This is a genomic window from Rossellomorea sp. NRS-1567 (assembly GCF_050467885.1).
GTDB classification, from domain to species: domain Bacteria; phylum Bacillota; class Bacilli; order Bacillales; family Bacillaceae_B; genus Rossellomorea; species Rossellomorea aquimaris_C.
In genome coordinates this window covers 85,698-97,931 of record NZ_JBITPL010000024.1, presented here as the reverse complement: position 1 = coordinate 97,931, position 12,234 = coordinate 85,698, and the positions used below count along the sequence as shown (strand labels likewise).

Sequence of the window (12,234 nt, the reverse complement as noted above, 5' to 3'; positions counted from 1 at the left end):
AAGGAACGGTGGGTGGAGGTGATCGATAGGCTTATCCTTATTACCGGTGCATGGACGCAGGTGATCGGAACGGTGATTGCAGCAATTGGTGAAACCATGGTCATACAAGAAGAACGATACAGTCAAGAGCCTCTCGGATTTCGGTTGGTCTCCATCGGAAACGGATTTGAAGCGGCAGGAAATGCACTTCAGGGTGTAGGAGCGGAAAAGCTGTCAGACGGTTCGTTTGGTGAAACGTTAAGAGTGATTGGTGATTGGATTCAAGCTTCAGGAAACGTAACCAATGTCGCAGCAGCTGAACTCCAATTCGCCGGAAGAGAAGAGGAAGGATTGAATCTTGATATATTTGGAGACACCGTCCAATCCTTGGGGGCGGGACTGGAAGCCTATGGGGCCACGTTGGGTACGCGGGAGTTTTCAGATCTTCTGGCAGCCGGAAACTCACTTCAATCCCTTGGTGCAGCAATTGAAGCGATAGGAGAAGTATATATTTTAAAGGAAATGAAGGAGATCGGGTTGCAGATCACCGCATTCGGAAGCTATGCCCAGGCAGCCGGAGCGACGATTGCAGCCATTGCGTTGACGAAGCAGTATGGGTGAGCTTTTTGACCGAAAGAGGGGGATTTGTTTCAAAAATGGACTAATAACATGATGAAGGGAAGGTTGATGGGATCATGGGAGAAGGATACACCGATTGAAGGGAAGGGATTGCGTCTTTTCACGGGTTTTTTGCGTCAAAATATAATTTTATGCGTCTTTATTTTGATTTATGCGTCAAAATTTCGATTTATGCGTATTTTTCCATTTGCATCCAATAGATTGAGCGCTCAGTCAAGCGATTTTCTTCCAATCCCCACCTCATCCCCATAAAAAAATCCCAAAAGGCAGCCAAGCCACCTTCCGGGATCCTCCACAGTCAAATCTTAAAACGCCCAACCGCCATCGCGGAATACTGCTTCAGTCGAGCCGTCTTCTTTCACTCCATCGATGTTCATTTTGTCAGAGCCAATCATGAAATCAACGTGAGTGATACTATTGTTCAAGCCGTTTTTCTCAAGCTCTTCTTCACTCATTTTCTTTCCGCCTTCGATACAGAATGCATAGGCATTTCCGATCGCAAGGTGGTTTGATGCGTTCTCATCGAATAATGTGTTGTAGAATAACACGTTCGATTGAGAGATTGGGGATTGATGAGGGACAAGGGCGATTTCCCCAAGGTAATGAGATCCTTCATCTGTATCCACAAGGCGCTTCAAGATTTCTTCGCCTTCCTCAGCCTTAACGTCCACAATGCGGCCGTTTTCGAATGTAATCGTAAAGTTATCGATCACGTTACCACCGTAGCTAAGTGGTTTCGTGCTTGATACTGTTCCGTTCACACCTGTCTTTAATGGAACCGTGAATACTTCTTCCGTTGGCATGTTCGCCATGAAAGTGGTTCCTTGTTCGTTCACACTTCCAGCTCCTACCCACAGATGACCTTGAGGAAGCTCGATCGTAAGGTCCGTCCCTGGTGCCGTGTAGTGTAGTTTTTTGTAGTTCTTTTCGTTCAGGTATTCCACTTTTTCGTGAAGGTTTGCGTCGTGATCCTTCCATGCCTGGACAGGGTCCGCCTGGTCGGCACGGACGGCTTTGAAGATCGCATCCCAAAGTAAATCCACTTGCTCTTTTTCAGAAGCATCCGGGAATACTTTTGCAGCCCAATCTTTAGATGGAGCGGCCAGTACGCACCAGCTTACTTTGTCCGATTGAATGAATTGACGGTATTTGGACATTGCTTTCCCTGCTACTTTTTGGAAGTTTGAGATACGATCTGGATTTACTCCTTTAAGCAAATCAGGGCTTGAAGATACGATGCTCATGAAGGCAGCTCCGCCTTCAGCAAGCTCTTCGACTTCTCTTGCTTTCCACTGAGGGAACTCCTGGAATGCTTCGTCTGGAGCAAGATCATATTTCGTACGGTTTACCACATCATCATTCCAGTTGACGTAGACATGCTTAGCCCCAACTTCATAGGCTTTCTTTACCACTAAGCGGACAAATTCTGCCGAATCGATGGAAGTGTTGATGACCAGGGTTTGACCCTTTTGAACATTGACGCCGACTTCAACAGCCAGGCTAGCGTATTTCTCAAGATTTTGTTGGAAATTAGACATATGTATTCTCCTTTTTTTCAGAATGTTCTATTACATTCTTATTGTATCAGTGCGGACACCGTTTGCAAGTGTTTACACCCATCTTTCTATCGTATGCGAAAGTATGGAAAAGTATTTGTTTCGTGCACGATGAAAATGAACGTTCTGTGGCATCCAAACAAGAAACATAGCGAACCAAGGGGCAACTATACTATAATGATTGAAGCAATACTCCAGATCAAAAAGGGGGAAGAAACAGTGCCGTGGAATGTCCTTTTATTACGAATGTCCGCCATCTATGGGTTTATTGGAGCATTTCTTGGGTCTCATATGGCAGGAGCCGGATCGTATGCATTTAAGCCCATTCACGCTCATATTTTAGTAGTCGGCTGGCTAAGCTTATTTGCATTTTCATCCTATTATCGTTCCTATCAAGTACCGAAATCTTCTAAACTGGCATTTGCCCATGTATGGACGGCAATTATCGGTTCGCTTGGATTAACCGTCGGAATGTGGATGTACAACTTAAATCCATTCAACCTGCCGGGGAGCTTCACGATGGTCTTCTATATAGTAGGAGGAAGCACGTTATTACTCAGCTTTTTCCTATTCGTGTTCATGACATTTAAATATAGTGAGAGCAAGAAGTAGGAGAGGGGCCTGTTTTCAGTTGGAAAACAGGCTTTTTGGTATGGAGTGATTTGTGGATAAGTTGTACCTGGTACATATCGTGTGAAATGTACCAGGTACAATCTGGACGAAAACTGCTCCACTACAAAAAAACACCTCCCCATCGAAATGGAGAGGAGTTTTCGCACCTAGGTTGACGCTTCATCCTGCTGTTGTTCTTGAAATAAGAACCGGTAGTCCATCGGGTTTTGGATCAAATCGGCCAGGGTGTATTCGTCGAGGACAGAGAGATAGGCATTCAACGCTTTGCCGAGGACATGCTTTAATCCGCAGACGGGAGTGATGACGCAGTTATTATTATTGGCGTCAAAGCATTCGACAAGATGGAAGTCTTCTTCTGTGGTCCGGACGAGTTTACCGATATTTATATCCTCTGGGGATTGTGCAAGTTTGATACCGCCGTTTCTGCCGCGGATCGTTTCAATCAGACCGTTTTTCCCCAGTTCATACGTCACTTTCATCAGGTGATTCTTTGAGATGCTGTAGGCATCAGCGATTTCTTTTATATTAGAGAGTTCCTCTTTTGGTTTTGAAGCCAGAAAGATCAGGACTCTCAGTGAGTAGTCAGTGTATAAAGTTAGTCTCATTTATCTCACCTTTCCGATCCGTTATTATTATTATACAGAAGGAAGCAAGTCTGTGTCTAAATGTGGCTGTTTTGTTAAAGATGTATTTTATATATTGCTTTATTGGGAAGGGAGGAGTACGCTAAAGATGTATTCAAAATATATCTTTAGAGGTGACCAAAATGCTATCTCAAAAAACCATTGAAATCGTGAAGTCAACTGCACCTGTGTTAGAAGTTAAAGGAACGGAAATTACGTCCACTTTCTATAAAAATTTATTTACCAATCATCCGGAACTACTAAATATTTTCAATCATGCCAATCAGAAAAAGGGAAGACAACAAACCGCATTAGCCAATACGGTGTATGCAGCTGCACAGAATATTGATAAGCTCGAGATGATCCTGCCGGTAGTAAAGCAAATCGCGCACAAGCATAGAAGTTTAGGAGTTAAGCCTGAGCATTATCCGATTGTTGGGGAGCATTTACTTCAAGCCATCAAACAAGTTCTTGGAGACGCAGCGACAGATGAGATCATTGAAGCGTGGGGAGAAGCATACGGTGTCATCGCCGGAGTATTTATTGATGTAGAAGAAGAAATGTACAAAGAAACGGAGAACAAAGACGCCGGATACAGAGACTTTAAACCGTTTGTAGTCGCAAAAAAGGTAGTGGAGAGCGATGTTATCACTTCTTTCTATCTTCAACCAAAAGAAGGGGGCAATGTCCCAACCTATATGCCGGGTCAATATATATCTGTACGGGTGACCATTCCTGGTGAAGAGTTCACCCATATTCGTCAGTACAGTTTATCCAGCGCGCCTATGGAGAATCTCTTCAGAATTTCTGTTAAAAGAGAAGCAGAATTTGATCCTAAAGGAAAAGTTAGTAATTTCCTGCATGATGAGGCAGAAGTGGGAAGTGAGATTGAAGTCAGTGCACCAGCCGGCGATTTCTATTTAGCGGATGGCGAATCACCAGTTGCTTTTATAAGCGGAGGAGTCGGAATCACGCCTATGATGAGTATGCTTGCAACGGTCGCTCGAACGAAGCCTGAACGTCCTACTGCCTTTATTCATGCGAGCAAACATGAAGGGGTCCATGCCTTTAGAAAAGATGTCGGCAGTTTAATGGAAGAGTTAATGAATGGGGAAGCTTGCTATGTTTACGAAAATCCCCGTGACGAATCTCAAGGTCATTTTAAAGGATATGTGAATAAAGCAATCCTTTCTCAATATGTGGATGGAGAAACGGAATGCTATGTATGCGGGCCGGTACCATTTATGAAAGCTGTCATCACAACGTTGAAAGAGATGGGAGTTCCTGAATCTAACATTCATTTCGAATTCTTTGGACCAGCGATGGATTTATCGAAGAAAGAAAGTGTAAATGTTTAATAAACGGGTCGGGGATTGGATTTGAAAATAAAATCGAAAAGTTGAAAATAAAAGTGATGAAATTGAAAATAACTAAGTTTTCGTACCTTTTACATCTTGATTTGCCCCATTTCAGCCAATCAAACAGAAAAACGCCAGGAAACCCTGGCGTTTTTCGTTTTTATAAGCGATGTTCATCCTCATCCACTCGATTTTTAAATGCTTCCTGGGTCACGATCAGTTCTTCATCCCCGGCTGCGTCTTCTGAGTGTTTTCCCTCTGGTGTACTATTCTGAGGGAAGTTACCGGGATGTCCCTTTTTCTTTGAGTCGAACGATTTTCCACGTGCCATGTAAGCCACTCCTTTTCATCCGTGATACAGGTAGTTTTTCCAGCTCATACGAAAATATGTGAAGAGGAATTGTCAGAAAATAGACGTATCTTGCACATACAGACATGGAGTCTTTTGGATATACTAATGGTAACAAGTGGGTAGTAATCGATACGTCAAAGACCAGCCGCGTCCACTGAGTATGGAGTAGGAGGGGTAGGATTGGATTTTTCGATGATCATGTCCGAGCAACGGATTAAGAAGGCTTACGAGGATGGCGAGTTTAAAGAGCTGCCGGGCTTCGGTAAACCTCTTAATTTAGACGATGATTTAGGAGTTCCCCAGGAGTTGAAGATGGCCCATCGAATGATGAAGAATGCCGGCTTTACTACGGATGAAATGAATGTGAAAAAAGAAATGATGCGCATAGAAGACTTGATCAAAGCATGCGATGATGACTTGGAAAAGCAGGAGCTGCAAAAAAGCCTGAGTGAAAATATGCTGAAATATAACGCGATGCTTTCTAAGAAAAGAATCAAAACGAATGGTTCTTTATTCAAAAATTATGAGCATAAAATAGAAAACAAGCTCCTGAAATAATGAAAACACCACTTTCAAAAAAGGAAAGTGGTGTTTCTTTATTTCTTCCGGGGTTCCTCTTTAAATAAGAAGAATGAGATCACTCCGGATAATAGTGCCGCTCCAATGATGATCATCGTTTTGGCTTCGGAAGGAATTTCAGAGTATCCTTTCCCGAGCATCCAATTTGCTACCACGGCTACGATAAACATGATGGGAATCATCATGATGATTCTTCGTTTCAAGGTGCCACATCCTTTAGTACTCTAATGATGCTTTTAGTTTATCATATTTTACACCTCGACACTGCGTTGAATTCGTTCCGCACTTGTGGCGGTGTCTTGAACATATTGAGCAATCATGCGGTTATCACCATGAAGGGTTTCAATGGTAGCGCTGATTTCCTCAAGTCCTGCAGAGGTTTGTTGAATGACAGCTGCAAGCTCTTTCGTCGATAGCTCAGCTTCTTCTGTTTGGCCACTTACTTCAGATGCCGTAGAAGTTAAGGTCTCGAACTCGTTTGACAGGGAAGCAAGCTTTTCACGCAGTGTAGTGAAATAATCTGTTACCTCACCGGTTGCTCCGACATTTTCATCCAGCTTCTCTGAGCTGAGATTCATGATTTCGACAGCAGAAGAGTTCACTGAATTAACGGATGCCAGATTGTCATTAATGCGGGTGGCTGTGTTACGAGTAATCTCTGCCAGTTTCCGAATTTCATCGGCTACAATACTGAATCCCCGCCCGGCTTCTCCTGCCCTCGCCGCTTCAATGGACGCATTCAGAGCGAGCAAATTGGTTTGATCCGTAATGTCTTGAATGCTTCCAATGAACGTATTCGTTTCTTCTATTTTGCTTGTTAATTCGCTGAACGTTTGACGAAGGCCTTCAATGATATTTTTCAACTCAATCATGTTTTCCTGCAAGTAAGTGACACGCTCACTGCCTGAAACAGCAATGGAATTCGCTTGAGTGGAGTGGACAGTGAGATTGTTAGAAAGCTTGGAAACCTCCTCCATTTTACTCATCGTCGTCTCGGAAACGGCAGCAATGTTGTTAATCTGATCACTTTGTGTGACGCTTCCCGCTGATATTTCATTCACGGCCGTTCTCATTTCATCATGTGAAACGAGGTGGGTTTGAATCTGCTCGTTGATTTGATGAATGCTTGTAGAGATGGTCGATAATTCTTTTTGTAGAAAGTTTCGTTGTTCTTCTTTTTTCATGCTCTCGTTTTCTGTCATCTTGATGAATTCCTGAAGCTGCTTGAATTGATTGCGGTTCAAGTGAATCACCACTCCAAGGACCGTCCCCAAAAGTACATAAACAAGCAGAGCCGGAACAAATAATTCTGTGAAAATCGGGTCGTTTGCAGGCGCAAGAGCTCCGTTTAAGATGAATAAGGCAAGTCCGGACCCGTAACCGATTCCAAAGATCACTGGATTGAAATGAATCGCACTGATGACAGCCAAAAATAATAGTATGACTAATTCATTCGGATTGGACCCTTCTAAAAACAGCCAGATTCCGATAATGGCATAAACAGTAGGAATGCTGAAATAAACAAAGGAATGTGGCTTTTTCAACATTAATTGCAGCACAATGAAGTATGCGGACAGAAAGAGGATCTGTGAAGCAAAAACGATTACGGTAATGATTCCTGACTCATTTATGATGGAATACGTCAGGGCTGCGGCCAGGCTGATGGAATAGGTGATCAGGAGTAGCAGATTTTTCCTTTTACTATCGATTTCTTTCAATTGCTTTGGGGTCATGACGGTTCTCTCCTTTAATATAAATACCTATATATTACATATATCGACAAAAACAGGTTGTGCTTTATAACGGTTTGCAGTAATTTATGAGAAAATTTCGAACGATTTTGCCTCTCAATAATTAGAAGTTCCATCCGATATTAGTAGTAGACTACGAAGAGTAAGGTGGAGCGATCGATGGATAAGACGTCTTTAATAGGAGTCATTTTAGGATTGATAGCGGTTGGAGTGGGGATGGTTTTCAAAGGAGTAAGCCCTGTTGCCTTGCTTAACCCTGCAGCCATTTTGATTATTTTACTTGGAACAGTGGCAGCGGTGACCATTGCCTTTCCAACCCATGAAATTAAAAAAGTACCGAAGCTATTCGGCATACTGTTTAAAGAACAAAAACTGCAGGACCCGAAACAAACGATTCAATTTTTCTCCCAATTAGCAGATCTTGCCCGAAAAGAAGGGCTACTTGCACTCGAAGCAAAAACCCAGGAAGTCGATGACCTTTTTTTGAGGGACGGACTTTCATTAGCGGTGGATGGACAAAGCGCTGATTATATACGGGATGTGCTGCATGAAGAAATTGATGCCATGGAAGAGAGACATAGTGCCGGGGCGCTCATCTTCACACAAGCGGGGACCTATGCACCGACCCTCGGCGTACTTGGAGCGGTGATTGGACTTATTGCGGCCCTCAGTCACATGGACAATACGGATGAACTTGGTTATGCCATTTCAGCGGCCTTCGTTGCGACGCTCCTCGGTATTTTCACGGGATATGTTCTTTGGCACCCGTTTGCCAACAAGCTGAAGCGTAAGTCAAAGCGTGAAGTACAGATGAAAATGATGATGGTGGAAGGAATTCTGTCGATCATCGAGGGAGAATCGCCACGGGTGATCGAACAGAAGCTGGCGTCCTATTTACCGGCAAGTGAACGATTATTGTTGCTTAAGGGGGATGAGGATGAGGCGGCGTAAGAAGAAACATGACGACGAGCATATGGACGAGTCCTGGCTGATACCTTACGCGGATTTGCTAACACTGCTACTGGCCCTGTTTATCGTGCTTTATGCGTCAAGCTCGGTGGACGCTCAAAAATTCAGGGAACTTTCTCAGGTGTTTAGTGAAATCTTCACGGGAGGAACCGGAATGATGGAGTATCCCAGTCCCGTAGCTCCTCAGCAGTCGAGCGATCAGGAAAGCAAACAGGCAGCTTCTGCAGGGAATGAAGAGGAAAAAGAGAAGGAACTAACGAAAGAAGATCTGGAAAAGCAGGCTTTCCTGAAAGATCAGGAAGAGCTAAGGGGAATTCAGGAAAAAATCAATCAGTATATCAAAACGAATAATTTAGAAGCTCAATTCGTCACGAAGCTTACTGATGAAGGATTGCTTCTCACGATCCGGGACAATGTATTATTCGCCTCGGGATCAGCCACAGTTCAAGGAAGTGACCTGAGCGTGGCCGGTGAACTATCGGCACTGCTTGAAATGAATCCTCCACGGAACATTATCATTAGCGGTCACACGGACAACGTCCCGATCAGCAACGCGGAATACGATTCAAACTGGGAGCTAAGCGTCATGCGGGCGGTTAATTTCATGAAAATCATCTTGGACAATCCTAAGCTTGATCCCCAGTGGTTCAGCGCTAAAGGATTCGGAGAATTTGAACCGATTGCCGACAATGCTACATCAGATGGCCGGGGACAAAACCGCCGGGTGGAAGTGTTGATTCTGCCAAGGGTATCAGAATAAGAAACAGGATCTGCAGTCAGAATTCGGCTGCAGATTTTTTTATTGGGCAGAAGTTGCCGTATTTCCGGGGAAATGAACGGTTCTTGTCGAATGGAAACCACCTCCTGAAACCCAATCAAATAGGTTTTCACCAACTAAATGATCCCTTATCCTTCTTCATTTTCAAACAAAATGTTTCACACCACCAAATTTAGGGAAAAGTTTGAAAAAGCATTTAGAAGTAGTGGCTAATTTTTCAGGAAAAGGGTCTCAAATATGAGAACGAAGGCATTATACATATTTTTGCAATATCATTTACGCCTTTCCCATCCCACCATTCCAAACCTTAGCCACTGCCTCTACTAAAAGGAGGAGCACGATTGGATACGTTTTTTGACATCATAGGTAAAGTTTCGGCATGGTTATGGGGGCCCCCATTAATCATTGTCCTTGGTGCAACGGGTTTGTACCTGACATTTTTATTGAAGTTTATACAATTTCGCTATCCTCTCTACATATTTAAGCAAACGATAGGGAGCGTTTTTAAGAAGCCGAAAGGCGAAGGAACGGTGACACCGTTGCAGGCCTTGACGTCTGCTCTTTCATCCACCATCGGAGCGGCGAATATTGTCGGTGTACCGGCAGCGATCATGTTTGGTGGACCGGGGGCCATCTTCTGGATGTGGGTGATTGCCTTGATTGGAATGGCCCTTAAGTTTTCTGAGAGTGTACTTGCGGTTCGCTATCGTGAGAAGAACGAAAAGGGAGAATATGTTGGCGGTCCCATGTACTACATGACAAAGGGATTAAACATGAGATGGCTCGGTGTATGGTTTGCCTTTGCCCTTATGATCGAGCTGATTCCAAGTGTGATGGTGCAGGGGAATGCTGTGGCATCAACGGTAGAGGAAACCTTTAATGTAGATGGACTTATCACGGGCATTGTCATTGCCCTCATTGTTGTATTAATCGTATTTGGCGGCATAAAGCGTATCGGTAAAGTGACGGAAATCTTTGTACCGTTCATGGCTCTGATCTATGTAGGAAGCGCATTGGTGATTCTATTTATGAATATCGATGCAGTACCGGAATTCTTCAGTCTGATTCTGTCGAACGCCTTTCAACCCATGTCTGCAATGGGCGGGTTCGCCGGGGTAGCGGTGGCTGAGACGATCCGTTGGGGATTTGCCCGTGGGTTATATTCCAATGAGGCCGGACTTGGAACGGCGCCGATTGCCCATGCGGCGGCACAGACCGATCACCCCGTTCGTCAGGGACTTTGGGCGATTGTTGGAATCGTGATCGATACCATCATCGTTTGTACAGCAACGGCCTTCGTCGTGTTATCTTCAGGGGTCTGGACAGCTGAGAATGCATTGGATGATCCTTCTGCACTGACAACAGAAGCTTTCTCAAGTTATTTCGGGGAATTTGGTGGTATTCTTGTGACGATTTCATTGATTTTCTTCGTACTTTCGACGATCATCGTCATCGTCTTTTATGGAGCAAAGCAGGCAGAATTTCTATTTGGCTACAAAGCAGCACAAGGAATCAAGATTGTTTATACGGTTGCGATTGTCCTTGGTTCAGTTGGAGCAGCAAAAGTCATTTGGCAATTCCTTGACTTGGCCCTTGCGGCGATCTTAATTCCGAATATCATTGCGGTTCTTCTCTTAAGTAAAGAAGTGAAGAGACTTACACATGAATTCTTTACGTCAGATGAGTATTACTTGAAAGACACTGGCAAGGTAAAAGAAAAGAAAATATCATAGTCTAAAAGACTTGTTTTTCCGTGAGGGAGAGCAAGTCTTTTTTTGTTTTTCTATCCTGTATCGTGTTAGATAATAAATATTAATGATTTCCTTAAGTTTCCAGCTTGTCTAAATTTAAACAAAAGTTTAGAATATTAACAAAAGTCATTTTTCTTAATAGGGGTGGGAGCTTGTGAACGAAAAAGAAAAGCTTTTGTTGACGTATATTGAGGAAAATCCGTTTATGACTCAACAGGAATTGTCCGAGCGAAGTGGATTGTCACGCTCAGCCGTTGCAGGATATATCTCGAATCTGGTGAAACAGGGAAAAATCATGGGGCGTGCGTATGTTCTTCCAAAGAAAAACGGGATCACGTGCATCGGGGGAGCGAATATCGACCGTAAACTTCAGTTGGACGGGAGATTGATTCCTGAAACCTCAAACCCTGCGAAAACAGAGCAATCCAGTGGTGGTGTGGCACGCAATATTGCCGAGAACTTAGGACGTTTAGGAAAACAGGCCAATTTGATCACGGTGGTAGGGGAAGATACGGAAGGAAGCTTTCTTTTATCTCATACGAAATCGTTTGCCGATGTATCGGCATCTCAGCGACTTCTAAATGAAAGCACCGGGGCTTACTCCGCCATACTGGACGAAGAAGGGGAAATGCTGTTTGCCCTGGCTGATATGAACATTTATGAAAGCGTTGACATTGGTTTTGTTGATAAGAGATGGGGGTTGATTTCTTCATCGGAAATGGTGCTGCTCGACACCAATTTTCCAGAGGATGTACTTAAATACATCATCCGCAGGTGCCAAACCGAGGGAGTGCCCCTTACGATCATCCCGGTTTCTGAACCGAAAGTGTTGAAGCTTCCAACATCATTGGAAGGGGTTTCCTGGTTCATATGCAACAAAGGGGAAGCGGAAACGTATTTAGGAATGACGATTGAGACAGAGGGTGACTATTTTAAAGCGGCCAAAGCCATTACCCAAAGAGGGGCGGAAAGGGTCGTGATTACCCGGGGAGATCAGGGATTAATCTATTACACTACTTATAAAGAGGCGAGAGCCGTTCTGCCTCCCAAGGTTGAAGTCGCTGACGTGACCGGTGCAGGAGATGCCCTTGTCGCTGGAATATTATTTGGTTATTTAAAAGGATCCGATACAGACGGTGCCTGCCGGATCGGGGTGATCTGCTCGTCGATCACTCTGCAATCCAAATTCACGGTGGCACCTACACTGAACAAAACGAAGCTTCAACAAGAGTTTAGTCTTTTCTATTAGTAAGAGGGGGAAATGTA

Annotated in this window: 13 protein-coding genes; 8 read left to right on the top strand and 5 right to left on the bottom strand. The window is 44.0% G+C overall.

Annotated features, from left to right (window positions below):
- Nucleotides 1-18 precede the first annotated feature (18 nt).
- Nucleotides 19-600 carry a DUF6944 family repetitive protein gene (locus tag ACIFOD_RS16910; RefSeq protein ID WP_430315595.1) on the top strand — a complete coding sequence of 194 codons (582 nt, stop codon included), beginning with the start codon at nt 19-21 and terminating at the stop codon, nt 598-600.
- Nucleotides 601-923: 323 nt separating this feature from the next.
- Here the strand turns inward: ACIFOD_RS16910 and ACIFOD_RS16905 are convergent, their stop codons facing one another.
- A complete protein-coding gene (locus ACIFOD_RS16905; protein WP_430315594.1) occupies nt 924-2,156 on the bottom strand; it encodes an aminopeptidase in 1,233 nt (410 codons plus the stop codon).
- A 237-nt stretch (nt 2,157-2,393) separates the two neighbouring features.
- On the opposite strand from ACIFOD_RS16905, the gene ACIFOD_RS16900 reads away from it, so the two are divergent.
- The gene (locus tag ACIFOD_RS16900) at nt 2,394-2,786 is read left to right on the top strand and encodes a hypothetical protein (protein ID WP_397540917.1); all 393 of its coding nucleotides are present in this window, start codon (nt 2,394-2,396) and stop codon (nt 2,784-2,786) included.
- 167 nt (nt 2,787-2,953) lie between these two features.
- On the opposite strand, the gene ACIFOD_RS16895 is transcribed toward ACIFOD_RS16900, so the two are convergent.
- Nucleotides 2,954-3,412, bottom strand: coding sequence for an RrF2 family transcriptional regulator (locus tag ACIFOD_RS16895; RefSeq protein ID WP_428975286.1), 459 nt, complete (start codon nt 3,410-3,412; stop codon nt 2,954-2,956).
- Between the two features lie 161 nt (nt 3,413-3,573).
- Here ACIFOD_RS16895 and hmpA point away from each other — a divergent pair, with 161 nt between their 5' ends.
- Nucleotides 3,574-4,788: an NO-inducible flavohemoprotein gene (hmpA, locus tag ACIFOD_RS16890; protein WP_430315593.1), complete on the top strand. Its 1,215-nt coding sequence runs from the start codon at nt 3,574-3,576 to the stop codon at nt 4,786-4,788.
- A 160-nt stretch (nt 4,789-4,948) separates the two neighbouring features.
- Here the strand turns inward: hmpA and ACIFOD_RS16885 are convergent, their stop codons facing one another.
- Nucleotides 4,949-5,119, bottom strand: coding sequence for a hypothetical protein (locus tag ACIFOD_RS16885; RefSeq protein ID WP_397552959.1), 171 nt, complete (start codon nt 5,117-5,119; stop codon nt 4,949-4,951).
- A 201-nt stretch (nt 5,120-5,320) separates the two neighbouring features.
- On the opposite strand from ACIFOD_RS16885, the gene ACIFOD_RS16880 reads away from it, so the two are divergent.
- Nucleotides 5,321-5,698 carry a DnaJ family domain-containing protein gene (locus ACIFOD_RS16880; RefSeq protein ID WP_397552958.1) on the top strand — a complete coding sequence of 126 codons (378 nt, stop codon included), beginning with the start codon at nt 5,321-5,323 and terminating at the stop codon, nt 5,696-5,698.
- Nucleotides 5,699-5,736: 38 nt separating this feature from the next.
- Here ACIFOD_RS16880 and ACIFOD_RS16875 read toward each other — a convergent pair whose 3' ends face one another.
- Nucleotides 5,737-5,922 (bottom strand): histidine kinase, encoded by a 186-nt coding sequence (locus ACIFOD_RS16875; RefSeq protein WP_113968678.1) that lies wholly within the window; start codon nt 5,920-5,922, stop codon nt 5,737-5,739.
- A gap of 48 nt (nt 5,923-5,970) precedes the next feature.
- The gene (locus ACIFOD_RS16870) at nt 5,971-7,452 is read right to left on the bottom strand and encodes a methyl-accepting chemotaxis protein (RefSeq protein WP_397552957.1); all 1,482 of its coding nucleotides are present in this window, start codon (nt 7,450-7,452) and stop codon (nt 5,971-5,973) included.
- Nucleotides 7,453-7,629: 177 nt separating this feature from the next.
- On the opposite strand from ACIFOD_RS16870, the gene motA reads away from it, so the two are divergent.
- The 4 genes from motA (at nt 7,630) to ACIFOD_RS16850 (ending at nt 12,217) form a co-directional block, all read left to right on the top strand.
- The gene (gene motA / locus ACIFOD_RS16865; protein ID WP_113968680.1) at nt 7,630-8,421 is read left to right on the top strand and encodes a flagellar motor stator protein MotA; all 792 of its coding nucleotides are present in this window, start codon (nt 7,630-7,632) and stop codon (nt 8,419-8,421) included.
- Nucleotides 8,408-9,199, top strand: a complete 792-nt coding sequence (gene motB / locus ACIFOD_RS16860) for a flagellar motor protein MotB (RefSeq protein WP_397552956.1) — start codon at nt 8,408-8,410, stop codon at nt 9,197-9,199. The genes motA and motB overlap by 14 nt, the downstream gene beginning before the upstream one ends.
- A 359-nt stretch (nt 9,200-9,558) precedes the next feature.
- The gene (locus ACIFOD_RS16855) at nt 9,559-10,950 is read left to right on the top strand and encodes an alanine/glycine:cation symporter family protein (RefSeq protein ID WP_113968682.1); all 1,392 of its coding nucleotides are present in this window, start codon (nt 9,559-9,561) and stop codon (nt 10,948-10,950) included.
- Between the two features lie 172 nt (nt 10,951-11,122).
- Nucleotides 11,123-12,217: a carbohydrate kinase gene (locus tag ACIFOD_RS16850; protein WP_430315592.1), complete on the top strand. Its 1,095-nt coding sequence runs from the start codon at nt 11,123-11,125 to the stop codon at nt 12,215-12,217.
- Nucleotides 12,218-12,234 lie beyond the last annotated feature (17 nt).